15 protein-coding genes and 1 pseudogene are annotated in these 18,211 nt (G+C 53.0%); 7 read left to right on the forward strand and 9 right to left on the reverse strand.

Annotated features, from left to right (window positions below; all coding sequences use genetic code 11):
• Positions 1-4 precede the first annotated feature (4 nt).
• Positions 5-3,463, forward strand: coding sequence for a zinc-dependent metalloprotease (locus N512_RS0105770; RefSeq protein WP_028779708.1), 3,459 nt, complete (start codon positions 5-7; stop codon positions 3,461-3,463).
• Between the two features lie 92 nt (positions 3,464-3,555).
• Here N512_RS0105770 and N512_RS0105775 read toward each other — a convergent pair whose 3' ends face one another.
• The 4 genes from N512_RS0105775 to crp are packed head-to-tail and all read right to left on the reverse strand — an operon-like array spanning position 3,556 to position 6,609.
• Positions 3,556-4,887: an ATP-binding protein gene (locus N512_RS0105775; protein WP_025011306.1), complete on the reverse strand. Its 1,332-nt coding sequence runs from the start codon at positions 4,885-4,887 to the stop codon at positions 3,556-3,558.
• Positions 4,887-5,561 carry a response regulator transcription factor gene (locus tag N512_RS0105780; RefSeq protein WP_025011305.1) on the reverse strand — a complete coding sequence of 225 codons (675 nt, stop codon included), beginning with the start codon at positions 5,559-5,561 and terminating at the stop codon, positions 4,887-4,889. Before N512_RS0105780 ends, N512_RS0105775 begins: the two co-directional genes overlap by 1 nt.
• Positions 5,542-5,919 carry a PepSY domain-containing protein gene (locus N512_RS0105785; RefSeq protein ID WP_231473520.1) on the reverse strand — a complete coding sequence of 126 codons (378 nt, stop codon included), beginning with the start codon at positions 5,917-5,919 and terminating at the stop codon, positions 5,542-5,544. Before N512_RS0105785 ends, N512_RS0105780 begins: the two co-directional genes overlap by 20 nt.
• 54 nt (positions 5,920-5,973) lie before the next feature.
• Entirely contained in the window at positions 5,974-6,609 is a 636-nt protein-coding gene (crp, locus tag N512_RS0105790; RefSeq protein WP_025011303.1) for a cAMP-activated global transcriptional regulator CRP, read from the reverse strand.
• Between the two features lie 356 nt (positions 6,610-6,965).
• Between crp and N512_RS0105795 the strand changes: the two genes are divergently transcribed.
• On the forward strand, positions 6,966-7,748 hold the full coding sequence (locus tag N512_RS0105795; protein ID WP_028779709.1) for a tetratricopeptide repeat protein: 783 nt from the start codon (positions 6,966-6,968) through the stop codon (positions 7,746-7,748).
• A gap of 333 nt (positions 7,749-8,081) precedes the next feature.
• Here N512_RS0105795 and N512_RS0105800 read toward each other — a convergent pair whose 3' ends face one another.
• The 3 genes from N512_RS0105800 to N512_RS0105810 form a co-directional block, all read right to left on the reverse strand.
• Complete coding sequence (locus N512_RS0105800) at positions 8,082-8,969, reverse strand: phosphoribulokinase (protein WP_025011301.1); 888 nt, start codon at positions 8,967-8,969, stop codon at positions 8,082-8,084.
• A gap of 103 nt (positions 8,970-9,072) precedes the next feature.
• The gene (locus tag N512_RS0105805) at positions 9,073-9,330 is read right to left on the reverse strand and encodes a YheU family protein (RefSeq protein WP_025011300.1); all 258 of its coding nucleotides are present in this window, start codon (positions 9,328-9,330) and stop codon (positions 9,073-9,075) included.
• On the reverse strand, positions 9,314-10,291 hold the full coding sequence (locus N512_RS0105810; RefSeq protein ID WP_025011299.1) for a hydrolase: 978 nt from the start codon (positions 10,289-10,291) through the stop codon (positions 9,314-9,316). Before N512_RS0105810 ends, N512_RS0105805 begins: the two co-directional genes overlap by 17 nt.
• A gap of 122 nt (positions 10,292-10,413) precedes the next feature.
• Between N512_RS0105810 and N512_RS0105815 the strand changes: the two genes are divergently transcribed.
• The gene (locus N512_RS0105815; RefSeq protein WP_028779710.1) at positions 10,414-10,920 is read left to right on the forward strand and encodes a hypothetical protein; all 507 of its coding nucleotides are present in this window, start codon (positions 10,414-10,416) and stop codon (positions 10,918-10,920) included.
• A gap of 19 nt (positions 10,921-10,939) precedes the next feature.
• The gene (locus N512_RS0105820) at positions 10,940-12,553 is read left to right on the forward strand and encodes a GMC family oxidoreductase (RefSeq protein WP_028779711.1); all 1,614 of its coding nucleotides are present in this window, start codon (positions 10,940-10,942) and stop codon (positions 12,551-12,553) included.
• Here the strand turns inward: N512_RS0105820 and N512_RS0105825 are convergent.
• Positions 12,513-12,965 (reverse strand): DUF2390 domain-containing protein, encoded by a 453-nt coding sequence (locus tag N512_RS0105825; protein WP_025011297.1) that lies wholly within the window; start codon positions 12,963-12,965, stop codon positions 12,513-12,515. The genes N512_RS0105820 and N512_RS0105825 overlap by 41 nt on opposite strands.
• 44 nt (positions 12,966-13,009) lie before the next feature.
• The gene (locus N512_RS0105830) at positions 13,010-14,917 is read right to left on the reverse strand and encodes an ABC transporter ATP-binding protein (RefSeq protein WP_028779712.1); all 1,908 of its coding nucleotides are present in this window, start codon (positions 14,915-14,917) and stop codon (positions 13,010-13,012) included.
• A 774-nt stretch (positions 14,918-15,691) separates the two neighbouring features.
• Between N512_RS0105830 and N512_RS23710 the strand changes: the two genes are divergently transcribed.
• The 3 genes and pseudogenes from N512_RS23710 to N512_RS24630 form a co-directional block, all read left to right on the forward strand.
• Positions 15,692-17,212 carry a deaminase domain-containing protein gene (locus N512_RS23710; RefSeq protein ID WP_197021434.1) on the forward strand — a complete coding sequence of 507 codons (1,521 nt, stop codon included), beginning with the start codon at positions 15,692-15,694 and terminating at the stop codon, positions 17,210-17,212.
• Between the two features lie 2 nt (positions 17,213-17,214).
• On the forward strand, positions 17,215-17,547 hold the full coding sequence (locus N512_RS0105840; protein ID WP_028779714.1) for an Imm3 family immunity protein: 333 nt from the start codon (positions 17,215-17,217) through the stop codon (positions 17,545-17,547).
• Positions 17,548-17,901: 354 nt separating this feature from the next.
• A pseudogene (locus N512_RS24630) lies at positions 17,902-18,211 on the forward strand (alpha-amylase family glycosyl hydrolase); the annotation flags it as partial.

The raw sequence follows: 18,211 nt of genomic DNA on the forward strand, positions 1-18,211 counted from the left end.
TTAAATGAAGAAGTCAAGTCTGAGCCTGGCGATAGCAGCCAGCCTGGCACTCGCAGGATGTGGGGCAGGAGAAGAACCATACAAGGAGTTGCCCAAAGATGAGAAACAGATTAGCAGCGACTCGATAGAGAAGGCCGGTGAGCGCCAATACCTCTATATCCGCAGTGTCGGCAAGGCGCCGCGTTATGCCGCCGCTATCCGCGGCTTCAGCCAGGGGGATCCCAAGTTGGTGACCCTGCACAAGACAGAGAATGGTATTCAGGTTCGCCAGTTGGACCGGGACGCCATAGGTCTTGGTCATGACAGCCGCTACCAGGAGGGCATCAACCAGGCCCCGGTACTGACTATCCCCGGTGAGTATATAGACTTCAGATGTACCGAAGACAAGTGGCGTGAATGCATCAACGTCGAGCAGGTCAATACAGATGCCAACCTGACCTGGCAGGACAAGCGCTTCTTTGTGCCTGACTTTGCCGACACCAAAATTGCCGAGCTGGGGATCAACGATATCTTTATGTTTGGTGAGTGTGTCACCGAAACTGAATCCCCAAAACTGGTCAATGCCGGAGCCTACAAAGGCTATGAAATGGACCTGGACAAGGGCGTGATCAACTTCGAGATTGAACACACCTATCAGGCATCGGGCCAGTGTTTCAATCAGTTTTACGGTGGCAATCTGGATAATCTGTCGTTCACCACCACGGAATTTATCTCCATAGTGGCGCTGGATCAGCTTGCCAGTGAAGATTATCAACCCATTCCTTACAGCGAGCATGAGAAGGGCACCTTTGGTTTCTTCAACTCCAGTCACAGCTATCGGGACAGAACCGACTCAGAAGGGGTGGATGGCTATGTTCGTACCTACCTGAACCGCTTCAACCCGGCTAAGGGTGAGTTGGTGTACTACTTGTCCAACAACTTCTATGAAGCCAAGAACAAGCCTTTCCTAGATGCGGCTATCGAATCTGTGACCGCGATGAATATCGCCAACAGCCGTTATCATACCGGCTTGCCACAGATTAAGCTGGAGCAGGCGGGCGATAAACGCCATGGCGATCTGCGTTATAACCATATCACTCTGTTTGATGAGCCTCTGGATAACGGTCTGGCCGGTTACGGTCCTTCAGCAGCCAACCCACTGACAGGGGAGATTGTCAGCGCCAGGGTTAACCAATACAGCTCCAACCTCAAGCAAGGCGCGGTGCGTTACTATCGGCAACTGATGCTGGATTATAACCGCGGCAAGTTGGATGCGGCTTCGGTCGAAGCGCTCACCGGCGTGCCTTATCAGCAAGCCGTGGTTAAGCCAGCGGCTTCTGCAACATTGGAAACAGCGCCTGCCGCGCTGGACAAGCCCGCCGATGTGATGGTAGCCGCCACTCCGGCAGCTCTGCCACTCAAGCCCGCTGAGCAGCAGTTCAACGCCTTGGCCGACTTCGATGAAGCCAGCCGTGACTATTGGTCCGAGCATACTTTGATGCATGTCGACACTGTGTTTGCCGCAGGTGGTCAGCAAAGAATGCTGCCGGCCGGCGTCAAGGACCACAAGATTGATTGGCAGAATGCCGAGTTGTGGGTCAATGGTGATGTTGGCGGTAAGCTGCAGGCATTCGAGAAGCTGAGCCTGGATCTGCAGGATAGCCTGAGCACTGCGCTGGCCGCCCAGGCCTTTGCCGGTACCCTGACCCATGAACTGGGCCACAACTTCGGCCTGAGACACAACTTCGCCGGTAGCCGCGATGGTGACAACACCTTCAACCAACAGGAAATGGAAACACTGAACCAGGCCTTTGCCGGTGCCGGTTATCCTGATCTGAAAGTGAACGCCGAGTTCTCCAGCCAGATGGACTACAACGTCAACCGTTTTGCGACCACTTTTGAGCCCTATGACCTGGCGGCGCTGCGTTTCGGTTATGCCCGTGAAGTTGAGGCCGACAACGGCGACTTTGTCTCCCTCAAAGACGAAGATGCCAAGCGTCGTGATGAGCTGCAAAAAGGAGTGATCCAGGGCGAGACACGTTTCGGTGCGCTCTACAACATTGCCCGCGACCACAAGCTGCGCAGCTATGCCTTCTGTACCGACGAGCATGTGTCGCTCAACAGCAACTGTAACCGCAGTGATGCCGGTCAGAACCTGGATGACATCGCCCAGTTCTATATCGACAGATATCAGGACAGCTATGAAACCAGTAACCTGAGACATAACCGTCAGTCGCTTTATGAAGACCACAGCCTGGGTTACACCATTGCCCGCAAACGTCAGTTTGATGAGATCCGCCAGTTTATTGAAGATGTCAGCTTCCTCGAGGGGCTGTTCGACTTGCCGGAAAACTTCTTCGCCAACGACTGTCAGCTGAAAGCCGCAGCCGGCCAGGATGCCTGGTATTGTGCCAACCAAAGGGCGATGAACAAGGCGGCCGACCTGTTCCTGCGCCTTGCCGGTGAGAACGATGCTGTGGTAGATGTCACCTTCCGTACTGCAGATGGCCAGGCAGCCCTGAGACAGCAGTACAACTTTGCCAAGTTGCTGGAACAGTATCGCTTCAAGAGCGCCGACATGACCATGAAGTTTGCTCCGGGTGAAGTGATCAGCAGGTTTGCCGACTCTCCAGAGGCATTGAAGGAACTGATCATCAACTATGGTATCAAGGAAGAGTTCCGGGATATGTTGAGCGCCGATGTTACCTTCGCCGGTCGTTTGCTGAACGGGATCAAGGCGCCTGAAGGCTCGCCCAACCATCCTTATGTCAACGAGCGTGATGTGCTTGGGGTATGGCCGGACAAACTGCTGGCAGTGCGTGCCTTGGTAAGTCGCACGACTCCGAGATCGACTTCCAGCCGTGGTCACAAGGCGCTGGTGGATCTGCCACAAACCGGCAAGCTGTTCGAAGATATGCTTTGCCGCATGGCGCTGGGTAATGGCCCGGATCTGGTCAGCAATGGCAAGCCTTTGTTTGCCGATGCCTGCAACAGTAGCCCTGAGCTGGAAACGTATCTGCCTTACTACAGCGATTTTGCCAGCCAGAGCATAGAGCCTCTGCCCAATTATGACCGCACAGTATCACGCTTCTTCGGCTTTGATACCGTCAATGGTCAACCCAAAGGCAAGAGCAACCTGCTGCAGATGATGCTGAGACAAGTGGTGTTGGCATCGGTCGACAGCGACTATCAGGGTGAGCAGAAGGCCAGGGTATGGCGTGAATATGTCGGTATTCATCAGGCTGCCCCTGGGCTGGATATGCAGGCCCAAGTGTCCCTGAACGGTAAAATCTACGCCGCGACCGCCGAGAATAAGTTGGCGCTGGCGCTGATTGCCCGCATTAAGGAAGTGGAGCAGTTTATCGCCTCGGCCTCTCCTGAACTGCTGGCGCAGCAGCTCAAGGGCGGCACTGTGGGTGAGATACTCAATGGTCAACTGAGCCGTGACCGCCTGGCTCTGAGCTACCTGCCTGTGCTTGATTGAGCCAAGGCCTGACAGCTTGATAACAAAGAACCCAGCCTAGGCTGGGTTCTTTATTTTTGTCTGAGTGACTCTTTGAGGAGCCAGGCTAACCTTCAGGCCTTGAAGGTCAGTGAAACCTTGAGTCCGCCCAGTGCCGGGCTCTTGCAGAAGTCGATATCCAACTGATACTGCTCGGCAATATCCTTGACTATCGACAACCCCAGCCCATGACCATTGATCTCTTCATCCAGGCGATTGCCGCGGCGGGTGAGGGTTTGCATGTTTTCCTCTGCCACTCCTGGGCCGTCATCTTCGACGCTGACATACACCAGTCCCTGATGTTGCCACACCCTCACCAACACCTGGCTTGAGGCCCACTTATAGGCGTTGTCCAACAGGTTACCGAGCAGTTCCATGCCGTCTTCTCTGTGGATTGGCAGTCTGGGAATACCATCACTGATATCGAAGCGCCAGCTAATCTGCTTGTGTCTATGCACCTTGTCCAGGGTCTGGCACAGGCTCTCCAGATCCCTTGGCAGCACCAACTGTGCCGCCGGCAGCATATCGCCTGTGATCCGCGCCGCCGCCAGTTTACGCTCTATCATCTTGTGGATCTGATCCAGTTGTTGCTCCAGTGCCCTGGCGGTATCGGGATCTTTCAGCCCCAGCGCTTCTACCTGCTGGCGCATCACTGCCAGTGGCGTCTTCAGGCCGTGGCTGAGATTGCCCAGATTGTTGCGGCTGCGCTGAATTTGGTTACTCGTGTATTCGAGCAGCTCGTTGTAGGTTTCGGCCAGAGGTTTGACTTCGGGAGGAATAGTCTCCAGCGACAGCGAGTTGATCTCCCCCTCCCTGAGTTTGGCCAGCGCCTGTTTTATCTGCTTCACCGGCTTGAAGGATTGCCGCAATACCAGAAATATTCCCAGGATCATCGCCAGCAACATGGCCAGATTGACACTCAGTTTGGTGCCATAAACCTCGGTAAATACCTTGCGACCAATGCTGAGATCCTGTGCCACCGTCAGGGTGGCATTGATCTTCTTGCTACTTGAGGTCAGCCCCAAAGACAACAGTTGAATGTCGTGATTCTGTGGCCCCTTGGTTTGCCAGGCGCGGGTTTGCCCTGGCTCCAATTGCACTATTTCCAAGCGTTGATCCCACAAGGAGCGGGAGCGGATCTCCCGATCCGGCAGATTGAGCTGGTAGTAGCGCCCGGAATAGGCGGGTTTGTAGAAGCCGGAAAGCAGGCTCTGATCTATCAGGATCTCACCGTCATTGAGGTGAGTGGCCAGCGCCACTTGCTCCAGATCTTCCTGCAAGCGGTTGATAATAGAGTCGTGAAATGCCTGGCGCAGCATGGATTCCATAAACGCCAGGCCTATCAGGGTACTCAGTAACACCAGTGCTGTCAGCCACAGGCTCAGCTTGGTGCGGATGGACATCATCAGGATTGGCTGCCGTGAAAGATATAACCTTGGCCGCGACGGGTTTCTATCGCTGTTTTACCCAGTTTCTTGCGCAGATGGGTGACATAGACCTCGACCACATTGCTCTCTTTCTCATCATCAAACTGGTACAGCTTGTCGGTGATCTGTGCCTTGGAAAGCAGCTTCTTGGGCGACATCAAGAAGATCCGCAGCAAGCGAAACTCCATGGCGGTCAGGTCGAAACGTTGACCATTGACAGTCACTGTCTGCTCGGCTTCATCCAGACTGACGCCGCCGAAGTTTAATTGCTTGCCGGGCACAGTGGCACGGCCATGGGTGCGGTGGATTATCGCCTGCAGTCTGGCCAGCAGTTCCTGGGTGTGAAAGGGTTTGCCCAGATAGTCGTCGGCACCGGCATTGAAGCCTTCAACCTTTTCATGCCACTGGCTGCGGGCGGTCAGCATAATCACAGGAGTGGTCAGCCCCTGCTGACGCCATTTTTCCAGCAACTGCAAGCCGTTGCCATCGGGCAGGCCGATATCGAGAATGATGCAGTCATACTGGGTTTCTTTGACCAGATAGTCGGCTTCTATGGCTTTGTCGGTCACATCCGTGACATAGCCTGCTTGCTTTAGTTGTTTTGCCAGTTCTTCAACCAGCAGGGCATTATCTTCAACGAGTAGAAGTTTCATTGGGACGACATTCGCTCGGTAATGGGATTAGATCATCGTGTAAACCTGTGCCTGCATTCAGACTCAGACTGACGATATGGCCATGTTCGACTTTTATCTGCAAATCATAACGCCATTCACCCTCTTTCTGATAGAGATGAGCGTCAATCAATTTGCCATGGCACACCCATTGTAGCTGAGAGAGCGTGGCATCCAGGGAGAGGATCGTCCCGGATTTCACTAATTCCTTGGCGATATCGTGATCGGGTTCCAGGTGGGGACTGGCCACTTCAGCCTTTGCAGTGCTCAAAGTCAGGCTAATAAAGCAAATGAAAAATAGCCCTCTCAATTGATGCTCCTGAAAAACAAAAGTGGCCAAGGTTATTACCTTGGCCACTCTATAGAATCAGGCTTAAATCAAGCTGAAGCTGGCTTAGCGGGTACCGTAAACTACTATGGTTTTACCGTGCGCCTGGATCAGGTTCTGCTCTTCCAGCATCTTGAGGATGCGGCCCACGGTTTCGCGGGAGCAGCCAACAATCTGACCGATTTCCTGACGGGTGATCTTGATCTGCATGCCGTCTGGATGTGTCATGGCATCAGGCTGTTTAGCCAGATGCAACAGGGTCTGAGCGATGCGACCGGCCACGTCGAGGAAGGCCAGGTTGCCCACTTTCTGGCTGGTGCTTTGCAGACGGTGTGCCATCTGAGCGGCCAGCTTCATCAGGATCTCAGGGTTAACCTGGATCAGCTGCTTGAACTTCTTGTAAGAGATCTCAGCAATTTCACAGGCTTGCTTGGCGCGAACCCAAGCGGTACGCTCGGCTTGCTCTTCAAACAGACCCAGTTCACCGATAAAGTCGCCCTGATTCAGGTAAGAGAGGATCATTTCCTTACCTTCTTCATCTTTAATCAATACGGCAACAGACCCTTTTACTATGTAATACAGAGTGTCTGAATCTTCACCAGCATGGATCAGAGTGCTTTTGGCTGGATACTTATGAATGTGACAGTGTGATAAAAACCACTCCAAAGTCGGATCTGGTTTTGGCTTACCAATCAGAGCCATGCCTATGTTCCTCGATTGATTAAAACGAAAGTAAGGATATTCTAAATAAGGATTTTACGTCAATATCAAAGAGTAAACTTTGAACCAGGTCTTAGTTTAGACTGAGTGAATCAACGCAATTAAATCGCTAATCTTGGTTATCATTCTGATACTTTAGTGATACATGTCAACCAATACAGATTAAAAGCCCTTGGAATCGCTCCAGTCTGTAGGTTAAATCACATCTTCTTCACCTTGCTCACAATTCGCCAAGCCCATTGAGGGCTACAATTAGCGTTTTATTGGTGGATTGACCTCGACTTTCACGCCGGGTTCGGGCTAATTTATGAGTCTGTATGCATAGATTATCAAAGGGTATCAGAGTGAAATCTCCCTTAATTGCAGCGGCTGCCATGTTGGCCTTGAGTCTGTTCAGCGGACAGTTACAGGCCTTTGCCATTCCCCAGCCAAGCAAGGAAATTGCCGCCAGCAAACTGGCCTATATTCAGCTCAATGCCGCCAATGGTGAAGTGGAAGCTCAGTACCTGCTAGGTTTGATGTACCTCTCCGGCCGTTTCGTTGCCGAGGACAAAATTGCCGGCCTCGCCTGGTTGACTAAAGCTGCCGAAGGGGGCGAAACCAAGGCGCAGCAAACCCTGGCAGACCTGGCATTCGAAGGCAAGTTGATGCAGCGGGATCTGGCGCTGGCCGAGCGTTGGTATCTGCCGTTGGCGGATCAGGGCAACCATTGGGCCAGGTTCAGACTGGGTTTCCTCTATGCTTCAGGTGGTGAAGGGGTTAACCGCCATTGCGGCAAGGCTGTGGCGTTTTTCAGCTCGGCCGGTGATGACATCTCTCTTGGTAATGCCGCCTGGATCCTGGCCACTTGCCCCGAAGCCAAGTACCGCGATGGTGGTCGGGCGTTGGCGCTCGCCAAGCAACTACTGGAAGACAACAATCAGGACCCCACCAATCTCGATAACTTGGCGGCAGCTTACGCCGAATTAGGGGATTTTACCGCCGCGGTGGCGACTCAGCAGCAGGCCATTGCAGCGCTGGAGCAGTCGCAGGATTTCAGTAAGGCACTTGAATTCCGGCAGCGGCTGGAGAGTTATCGCAGTCACAAGCCTTACCGTGAAGTGGTGCCCTTGATGGAATAACGCCCATTGTGAATGCTTCAAGCCGATACGGATAATCCCTTTGCTGAACGCTGGGGTTTTTGCTGTGGTTGATTGTGTTTGCGTCAGAGGAAGAGACTGACGCTTGGATGGGGAGCAAGAATTCGGGCAATAAAAAATGCCCATTATGGGCATCTAAAATAGGGTAGGTTGTTGACATACTCAAGGGAACAAACAGATCAAGATGGGGGAATCTATCCCCAAGAGTATGTCAACCATCAGTATTTCGCCTGAAATCCCGATGACTGTAATTTACCCCTTTAGACTTAAATCAAACTTAATCGAGTCTGAAGCCAAAATTTATCTGCATCCAGCCTATTCAATATCCTGCTCCAGCAGGGCTTGGCGCTTATCCATCAGGTCTTTGATCAGCGGTGTCAGAATAAGCTCCATCGCCAGTGACATCTTGCCTCCCGGCACGACCAGGGTGTTAACCCTGGACATAAAAGCCCCCTGGATCATCTTCAAATAATAGGGGAAGTCGACATTGTTGATGCCGCGAAAGCGGATCACCACAAAGCTTTCGTCCAGGCTGGGAATATCCTTGGCGCTGAAGGGGTTGGAGGTATCTACCGTAGGAACCCGCTGAAAATTGATATGAGTGCGGGAGAATTGCGGCGTCATATGATTGATATAGTCGTCCATCGAACGCACGATTGAGCCCATCACTTTTTCACGGGTATGGCCGCGCTCAGAGGTATCGCGAATGATCTTCTGGATCCACTCCAGGTTGACTATGGGTACCATGCCAATCAAGAGATCCACGTGCTGGGCAACATTGCTTTCGCCGGTCACTACACCGCCGTGCAGCCCCTCGTAGTAGAGCATATCCGTGTCTTCCGGCAGCGGTCGCCACTGAGTAAAGGTACCAGGCATCTGGTTGTAAGGCACGGCTTCATCGAAGGTATGCAGGTAGGAGCGGGTTTCCCCTTGTCCCGTGCCGGCATAGTCGGAAAAACACTTCTCCAGACGGGCAAAGTCATTGGCTTCCGGGCCAAAATAGCTGATGTTGCGGTTTTCGGCCTTGGCCTTGCGGATCATCACTTCCATTTCGGCGCGGGTATAGTGGTGAAAGCTGTCCCCTTCCACCATGGCCGCGTTGATCCCCAGTTGTCTGAAGATGTGACTGAAGGCGGTTGTGGTAGTCGTGGTTCCGGCACCCGATGAACCTGTCACTGCGATAATTGGATGTTTTGCAGACATTTTTCCTACCTGTTTCAAAGAGCTTGGGCTGCAGGCCGACGCTGTGGTTATCTGACCCGTTAACCTTTAGTTAACTACTTATAAAGGAATGCAGGGGGACGGGTCAATCGTCGACAAGTGGGGTACGCCGCATGATCTCCTCGCGGGAGCGGATGGCAACAGACTCGTCATCTTCGCTGAATTCTACCAGTAAATGGCCGCTCTTGAGCGCCAGGCGGCACTTGCCGATGGCCTGCTCCAACGCCTTGTCACCCAGCGCATCGAAACTGCCGTCTTCCACCTGGGAAAGCAGGTATTCCTTAATCAGGTTATCCAGGGTTTCCTTGGGCAGTTGCAGCAGGGATTCATAGGGTATCAGCATGGGTTGACTCCGTCAGATAACGCAGCAATCGCTGCTCCAGATAATAGCGTGGCTGCCACGGTGTGCCGCCCTCAATAAAGCCCACATGGCCACCATTGGCATGCAGCTCATATTCGACGCAGGCGGGTAAATGCTCCAATGAAGGGATTACGGCGTCAGTCATAAAAGGGTCGTCTGCTGCATGCAGTATCAGGGTCGGTTTGGCTATCTTGCCCAATAAAGGCAAGGCGCTGGCCCTTTGATAATAGTCATCGACACCGTTGAAACCGTGCAGTGGTGCAGTCACCTGATGGTCAAAATCATAAAAGGTGTTCAGCCGTTTGATGGCCTCACCATTCAGCGGCAACTGGCTGTTGCCCCGCTCGAGTTTCAGCAGCATTTTTTGCTGCAATTGGCGGATAAGATAACTTTGATAAACCTTGGAGAAGCCTTTCTCCAACCGCTTGGCACAGGATGCCAGCGCCAGCGGTGCCGATACCACGGCGGCGCGGCTGAGCAAGCTTTTATCCGCAAATTCTCCCTGGTACTTGGCCAGTACATTGCCGCCGAGACTGTAACCTACCGCCAGCAGAGGCGAATGGGGATAGCGCTGCTTCAGGGTTTGCAGGCTATGGCTGATATCGGCCGTATCACCACTGTGGTAACTGCGCGCCAGGCGATTGTCTTCACCCGAGCAGCCTCTGTGATGGTGCACTACGGCTGCCAGCTCCAGCTTCTGACACTCGCGTAGCAGGCGGCGGATATAGTGGGAGTCGGCGCTGCCTTCCAGCCCGTGCAGTATTACCAACAAGGGCTTACCCGGGGTTGGCGTCTTGAACCAGTCGAGGTCAATAAAGTCGCCATCTTCCAGCTCCAGCCGCTCACGCCGCAGCGGTAGCCCTGCCACCTTGGTCAAAACAGGTATGATCGTTTGGAAATGGGGGCTCCTGGCCCACCAGGGCGGACGAAAACTACTGCTCATGGGATCTCGCTTGCGAAATGGCCTATTGCCGTGGGCACTTTGCTGTGGTTAATTGGTTATTGGCAGGATTGTAACACAGATGTCAGCACAGCTGAGTGCAGGGGAATGACAGGAGGACAGGCATGCAAAGACGGCAGTTTCTGCTTTGGGCTTTGGGGGGAACCAGTGCATTGGCATTGGGTGTCAGCCTCTATGAGGAGGAGGAAATCGCCAACCTGAGTGAGCACGAAAAGCCCCATGACCTTCTGCTTGGTGCCTTGATCCCCGTGTTGCTGGAAGGGGCATTGCCGGAGATTAACAAACATAGAAGCAGTGCCATCAATCGCACTCTGGATGCGGTCAATCAAACCCTGAAATGGCTACCTAAGGCCCAGCGTCAGGAATTGGAACAGCTGCTCGACATCCTGGAAAACCGCTTTGGTTTACTCTTGCTGAGTGGCAGCATGACGCCTCTGATGCTGCGCAGCCCCAATGAATTGGTCGAGTTGCTGGAATCCTGGCGCAGCTCTTGGATGGAGCTGCTGCAACAAGCTTATCTCGGTCTCAGAGAGTTGTTGATGGCAAGCTATTATGCCTGCCCTGAGCATTGGGACAGACTCAACTATAACAAGCCAAAACTGGCACTCTGATACCCGACTGGAGACACATTTGCCGATAGCTGATCCCATTTTGGCCGGGCTGGCCGCAGGTTGGAAACATACAGATGGAGCCTCTTTGACCGAGGATCTTGAACTGGAGACGGATGTTGTCATCATAGGCACAGGTGCCGGCGGTGGCACGGCGGCTGAAGTATTGACTCAGGCGGGGCTCAGAGTCTTGCTGTTGGAGGCCGGGCCGCTCAAGTCATCCTCTGACTTTGTCATGGAGGAGCGCCGCGCTTATCCAGAACTCTATCAGCAAGCGGCGGCCATGAAGACCCAGGATAAGGGGATCAGTATTTTCCAGGGTAAGTCGGTCGGCGGCTCCACCACAGTCAACTGGACCACTTCGATTCGCACCCCCAAAGCCACCTTGGATTATTGGCAAAGCCTTGGGGTTAAAGGTTTGTCCCGCAGCGAGTTGGATCCCTGGTTCGACAAGATGGAGCAAAGGCTCAATATCAGTCGTTGGCCGATAGATCCCAACCGCAACAATCAGGCCCTCAGGGATGGCTGTGTCAAGCTTGGCTGGGACTACACAGTTATCAAACGCAATGTGCTGGGCTGCTGGAACACGGGGTACTGCGGCATGGGTTGCCCGGTTAATGCCAAGCAATCCATGCTGGTCACCACAATACCGGCTGCCCTGAATGCCGGAGCAGAGTTATACAGCCATGTTCGCGCCGAGCGCTTCGAGCATCATGGTGAGCGGGTTTTTGCCCTCAGAGCCGAGGCGCTCGATGGCTATAACAAGCCCACTGGAGTCAAATTGATGATCCGCGCTCGTCATTATGTGGTGGCGGCCGGGGCAATCCACACTCCGGCATTACTGCTGCGTTCACAAATGACAGATCCCTATCAGCGCCTCGGCAAGCAGACCTGTTTACACCCAACCGTGCTCAGTGGCGCCCGCTTTCGGGAGGTAATCAATGCCCACTCCGGGGCACCGCAGTCGATATATTCGGATCAGTTTGTTTGGCAAGATGGTGCCACTGGTCAACCAGGATATAAGCTGGAGGTACCGCCGGTGCATCCTGTGCTTATCGCCTCCAAGACCCTGGGCTATGGGCCACAGCATGCCGAGCTGATGTCCTGGTTCAATCATCTGCAGGTCACCATAGCCCTGATCCGGGATGGCTTTTCGCCGGAATTGCCCGGTGGCCAGGTATTGCTGACAGATAAAGGCACTGCCCTGGATTACCCTCTGACGCCGGCCTTGTTTGCCGCCGCCAGAAGGGCCTTTGCCAGCATGGCCGAGCTGCAGTTTGCCGCAGGCGCCGAGCAGGTTATGCCCATCAATGAGGGCGCCGGAATTTTGTCCTCCTGGCAAGAGGCCAAACAGGTTATTGCCGAGATGCCGCTGGCGCCACTGAAGACCATAGTGGCTTCGGCGCATGTGATGGGTGGCTGCGCCATGGGGGAAGACAGGCAGTTATCCTGGGTGAACAGCGAAGGCCAGGCGCATTACTACAGCAATCTGTCGGTGATGGATGGCTCTGTATTCCCCAGCAGTTTGGGAGCCAATCCACAGCTGAGTATCTATGGTTTGACTGCGCGCAACGCCAGCTTGCTGGCTCGGAGGCTCAAGCCTGAGCCAGCAGAGCAGGATGTTGCTGAGGGCTGAGGTTGAACTGTGCCAGATAGGTACTGAGATTGTGTTGCTTGTCTTCAGTGACGCTGCGAGGCAGGCCATTGAGTTTGTGCAATATCAACTGCTGCCCTCTGCGTTCCATCATCAGCTCGACATCCAACATCTGTTGGTACTCGGCTTGTCCCAGGTTGGGTTTGGCCAGGCGTCTCAGCCGCCGATAGGGGCGCAGAATGCCGCTTTCCCACTGCTCAACTTCGCTGTGGAGCTGGGCCCATGAGCCCTGGTTGAGACTAACGCCTTTGTTGTCCAGGGTCAGCGCCAGCAGCAAGAGGTTGACTATCAGGCCGTGTTCATCCTGCAGCTTTATCAGCAGGCTTTCCAGCGCCGGGTAAAGTGTTTCACATTCCTGCCAAAGACTAGAGGTAAACAGACTCGTATGTGGCACGCTTTTCTCCTTGCTTGCAATCTCAACACCCGGGTTTCCCCGGCTCAAAGGCCTGACTCGGCTTCGATGGTGTCTATCTCTTCCTGAAGTTCCAACCAGTTCATTTCACTCTCTTCCAGCGCCTGCGACAGTCGGGTGCGCTCGGCGAGGATCTCCGTCAGTTTGGGCTTTTGCTCGGCCTCGTAGAGAGAAGTATCCGCCAGCAGATTTTCCAGCTCCGCCAATCTGTCGGTAGCCTGGCTTTGCTCGGCTTCCAGTTTGGCCTGACGTTTCTTCAGCGGCGATAGTTTTTGCCTCAATTCAGCTTCCAGGCGCTTTTGCAGCTTCTTGTCCTGGGCCGGTGAGGCTTCGTCAACCTGAGACACACTTGCCGTTGCGGCTCTGGCGGCATCCAGCAACCACTGGTGATAGTCATCCAGATCGCCATCGAACATCCGCACTTCGCCGCCGTCGACCAGGTAATAGTCGTTGCAGGTGAGTCTCAGCAGGTGACGGTCGTGGGACACTATCACCATGGCGCCTTCAAAGCCCTGCAGCGCTACGGTCAGGGCGTGGCGCATCTCCAGATCCAAGTGGTTGGTCGGCTCATCGAGCAGCAATAGATTGGGGCGTTGCCAAACCAGCAGCGCCAGCACCAGACGGGCCTTTTCACCACCGGAGAAGGGACGCACTTGGGCCAGTGCCATATCTCCCTGGAACCCAAAACCACCGAGGAAGTCTCTCAACTCCTGTTCGCGGGCATTGGGTGCCAGGCGCTGCAGATGCTGCAGCGGGGTATCATCCAGCTGCAGAAACTCTATCTGATGCTGGGCAAAGTAGCCGATATTGAGCCCGGGATTGGGCTCGTACAGGCCGCGCATGGGCGAGAGTTGCTCAGACAGCAACTTAATCAGGGTGGACTTACCGGCACCATTACGACCCAACAGGCCGATGCGGGCGCCGGGTACCAGATTGAGATGCACCTTGTTGAGAATAGCCTTGTCGCCGTAGCCGACCGACACATCTTCCATCTTCACCAAGGGGTTGGGCAGCGCATCCGGCTCGCGAAATTCCATATAGAAAGGGCTGTCGGCCTTGGAAGGCATCAACTCAGTCATCCTTTCCAGTGCTTTCAGGCGGCTTTGGGCCTGTTTGGCCTTACTGGCCTTGTAACGGAAGCGGTCCACAAAAGACTGCATGTGCGCACGCTCTCGCTGCTGGCGCTCATAGGCCACCTGTTGCTGGGCCATACGCTCGGCGCGAGTGTGTTCAAAGGCGCTGTAGTTACCCTTGTAGAAGTTGAGTTTCTGGTGTTCCACATGGACGATTTCGTCCACTATGGCATCGATAAAGTCACGGTCGTGGCTGATCAGCACCAGCGTACCCTGATAGGATTTAATCCAACCCTCCAGCCAGTACATGGTATCCAGATCCAGGTGGTTGGTGGGTTCATCGAGCAGCAATAATTCTGAGCGACACAGCAGTGCCTGCGCCAGATTGAGACGCATCCGCCAGCCGCCGGAGAAACTCTTCACCGGATGGCTCTGCTGGGCCTCGGTAAAGCCAAGACCTGCCAGCAGGGTACCGGCACGGGCGCGTATGCTGTAGCCGCCTACGGCATCAAGCTTGCCGTGCAGTTCGGCTATCCTGTGGCCATTATCCTCTGCTTCAGCCTTGGCCAGCTGGGTTTCGAGCTCACGAAACTCACGATCGCCATCGAGCACATATTCCAGTGCCGATACCTCCAGCGCCGGGGTTTCCTGGGCAACAGTTGCAATGCGCCACTGGGATGGCACGCTGATCTCGCCTTTGTCCAGGTGTAGTTGCCCTAAAATCAGGGCCAGCAATGAGGACTTGCCCGTACCGTTGGCGCCGACTAATCCCACCTTGTGGCCGGGATAAATAGTCAATGAGGCCTCGTCAAGCAAGGTCTTGGTGCCACGGATCAACTGGGCATCGGAAATGGTGATCATGAATACTGCTTTGGAATACGCTGAATTTATGGGGCCAGATGATAGCCCAGAACCCCGGCCTCAGGCTATAGCAGCAACACTTTGCTGTGAGCTGGCACCTGGGTGTAAAAGTAGGTCATCATTTCGAAGTAAATACTCCCCTCAAAAGTATAGTTTTACGGCTAACGACGCGAAAAATATCGGAAAAAGCCAAAGTTTCAGATATTTCTGAGCTGCTTTTTGTAAAAAGTTGCAGTACCATCCAGGCGCGCTCAAAAAAGCGCCACAGGAAACAAGGAGTTTTACCAAGGGGTAACCTAATTACCTTGGGGCAGACAGGGAGAGTCGTAGATGGGCGTAATCCGCGTAGTCAGCATGGATGAGTTGCATCTCAGCGATGCCGGGCAGATTGAGGCCAACTGGCAAAGCTTGAGCAATGAACAGCTGGTATCTTTGGCGCCGTCCGGGCGCTCGCTCGAGCAGCTCAAGCGGGAACTGGCCGATGGTAGCAGAGTGATCCTCAGTGATACTCCAATCTTGCCACTATTTCGTTATCAATCAGGCGAGTGGGTTACCAACATTCAAGAAGGTATTTCCCCTCACGCCGTTAATCAGATCCAAAAGCGTTTTGCCTCTGCAGGCAGCAGTGCTCACTTTAAGATATCCACCGGCAGCCTGGCCCCGGCCATCGAACCTGTTTACAGCCCGGATCCCAGCCTTACTCAGATTGCGCCCACCACGGCGCCAACGCCCAAAATCAGCCCCAAGTTCGCTCAAGCCAGACGCAGGTTGGAGTTGGAACTGGTTTACGATGACAAAGAGGAGACGGCGGCCGGTAAGGTGCCCTATAGAGTCGAATTCAGTGATGGTTCGCAAAAGAGCGGGGTATTGAATGCCAAGGGCTGGGCCTGCCTGGAAGATTGCCCCAACGGGGAAGCCACAGTGATCTTCGGCGATGAGGCTGAGCGCCAAAGTGCAGAGCAAAGGTTACCCGACCTCTACCGTCAGTTGGCGGCGTCGCTGGACACTGCGGCAGCGGAAATGGCCAAGAAAAGCGAACAGTTGGCCGCTCAGGCGGATGTTCAGCAAATCAGTGACAGCTTCAGGCAAAAAGTGGATGCACATCTGGCGGAGTTGACGGCTCAGCGAGAGCAGTTCAACCAACAGCAAATCTGGCAACAAGCCTTGCAGACTGGCCAGGCTTATACACAGGGGCTGAGTCAGGGAACAGCCAGCTTCATGGACGATTTGCTGGATTTCAGTGGCTTGATGGCATTCCTCGAGGAAGCAGAGATAAGTCTTTCTTTGTTGCTCGAGGCGATAATGACAGGCGATGTCGATGCTCTGGAGAGCAAACTGGCTCAATGGCGTGCCCGTGGTGAAAATGGCTTGAAGGCCACAGGTGAGGCGATGGAAATGCTGATCTTGTTGTTAAAAGACGAGTATGTCCGGGCCTTATTGCAATCACTGCCACTGCGTTATCTCAACGCCCTTCCCAAAGATAAGCTGGCCGAAATAGCCGGTTATATGCATAGCCGGGTCAGTTTGGATGGCATGTTGGAGATGTCTCTTGTCCTGCTTGCGGCGCTGGTTGGCAGCGTCTTTGGGGTGATCCTGATGTTTCTTGTTGTGACCAAGAAACGGGCCAGCAGGATTATCAGCCCGGCCAGCAGCGTATTGGAAGATATCGCCAAGGCCCAAAAGGCGGTTCGGAACGACCATGCAGTTCAAACTTATATCGGAAAACACCAGACTCCACTGAATAGCAAGACACCAAAGGGTGATGTTGACACTCCCCAGAAAAGTCGGAAGAATGCGGATAAAGATGTTCCAAACAGGCAAGTGTTGACTAAAGCTGAAAGACTAAACATCCAAAAGGCGCTACAAACCCGAGTTGAAGATATTCGTGCTGAGCTACCTAAAAAGCTTCAAGGTAGCGGCAATGTTGGAGTTGCTCAGCTTGATATTCCAGGATTGCCAATAGAGTTGAAGGCTCATAGTCGTATTAACTATCCAACCGATAAGGGCGCTGATGGGTTTGTGCATTTAGCTGATGAATCTGATTGGATTTTTAAACCGAAGGCAGTCGATCCCGACAATGTTAGAGTGGGTACGCCAGACGCGTATACAAGACAATGGGATACGGAGTTTAAGATCTTGAACGATGTGGCTTTAAGGCTTGGAAATAATCGAAATGCAACAGGCTCAATAAACCTGTTTACAGAAAGGTTAACTTGTACCAGTTGCACTGATGTTATTTTCGATTTTAAAGCTCGTTATCCTAATATTCAGCTAAACGTGTTTGCGGGGGAATAATTATGGACAAATGGTCATACGAAGAACTTCAAGAATTTATCCATGAGGATATTGAAGAGTTTATGCGCGATGGGCTCGATATTCGACAAGCTTCTTCACGTGTACAGGTTGAGTATGCGAAGTCAATTGAGAGTGGTGAGCTAGAAAAGCTAATTATTTATATGGTTTTGTGTGAAGAAGGCCTAATGCATGGATTTCTCAGGGATGATATCAAGGAGCAAACTCTAGAATTGTTAGAGCGGATTAATCTTGAACGGTGTGATCAACAACTTAGTGATGATGAACAGTGTAGGTTAAGAGATGATATGAATCGAATATCTTCTCTTCTTGCATAAAGCGAACCCGACAGTGGCGGGTATGTTGTTCCAAACAAGTTTGGTGAAATCTACTCTAAGGCACCAGCGGCAAAATTAGAGATTGATACAATGGCGGACGAGATTGCTGATATGTTTGGTGGTCAAGTTGCGAAAGCACCAATTAAATCTCAAGAAAGAGCTATCCAAAAAATCATGAATCACTATGGTGGAGATGCTTCGAGCTAAAAAAAACATAAAAAAAACAGTAAAAAAACAGGACAGCCATATCTTTTTGATGTTTAGTAAAAAAACAGGACAGCCATATCTTTTTGATGTTTCGCCAAGCCTTGACTAGGCTTTGAAATACCCATCAAAGCTAAGTCGAGGTTGGTTATGACTACCGCTCGTCGCCAGTTGATAGATGCTGAAAGTACGCCCTTTTACCACGTAATTAGCCGTTGCGTGAGAAGGGCATTTTTGTGTGGTGAAGATGCACTGTCGGGGCGCAGTTACGAACATAGGCGTGGCTGGATAGTGGATAAAATCAGGCAGTTGTCGTCAATATTCTGCATCGACGTTTGCGCTTATGCGGTCATGAGTAATCACTACCATTTGGTGCTCAAAATTGACCTTGCTGCGCAACAGTCGTTGTCGCCATTTGAAGTCATTGAGCGTTGGACAGGGCTCTTTAGTGGCAATCCTG

It is taken from the genome of Shewanella sp. 38A_GOM-205m (genome assembly GCF_000518445.1).
GTDB classification, from domain to species: Bacteria; Pseudomonadota; Gammaproteobacteria; order Enterobacterales; family Shewanellaceae; genus Shewanella; species Shewanella algae.

Bases quoted from the DNA above. Each gene is read 5' to 3' on its own strand.
- N512_RS0105770 (WP_028779708.1), top strand. From the start codon at position 5: ATGAAGAAGTCAAGTCTGAGCCTGGCGATAGCAGCCAGCCTGGCACTC.
- N512_RS0105775 (WP_025011306.1), bottom strand. From the start codon at position 4,887: ATGATGTCCATCCGCACCAAGCTGAGCCTGTGGCTGACAGCACTGGTG.
- N512_RS0105780 (WP_025011305.1), bottom strand. From the start codon at position 5,561: ATGAAACTTCTACTCGTTGAAGATAATGCCCTGCTGGTTGAAGAACTG.
- crp (WP_025011303.1), bottom strand. From the start codon at position 6,609: ATGGCTCTGATTGGTAAGCCAAAACCAGATCCGACTTTGGAGTGGTTT.
- N512_RS0105800 (WP_025011301.1), bottom strand. From the start codon at position 8,969: ATGTCTGCAAAACATCCAATTATCGCAGTGACAGGTTCATCGGGTGCC.
- N512_RS0105805 (WP_025011300.1), bottom strand. From the start codon at position 9,330: ATGCTGATACCCTATGAATCCCTGCTGCAACTGCCCAAGGAAACCCTG.
- N512_RS0105810 (WP_025011299.1), bottom strand. From the start codon at position 10,291: ATGAGCAGTAGTTTTCGTCCGCCCTGGTGGGCCAGGAGCCCCCATTTC.
- N512_RS0105815 (WP_028779710.1), top strand. From the start codon at position 10,414: ATGCAAAGACGGCAGTTTCTGCTTTGGGCTTTGGGGGGAACCAGTGCA.
- N512_RS0105830 (WP_028779712.1), bottom strand. From the start codon at position 14,917: ATGATCACCATTTCCGATGCCCAGTTGATCCGTGGCACCAAGACCTTG.
- N512_RS0105840 (WP_028779714.1), top strand. From the start codon at position 17,215: ATGGACAAATGGTCATACGAAGAACTTCAAGAATTTATCCATGAGGAT.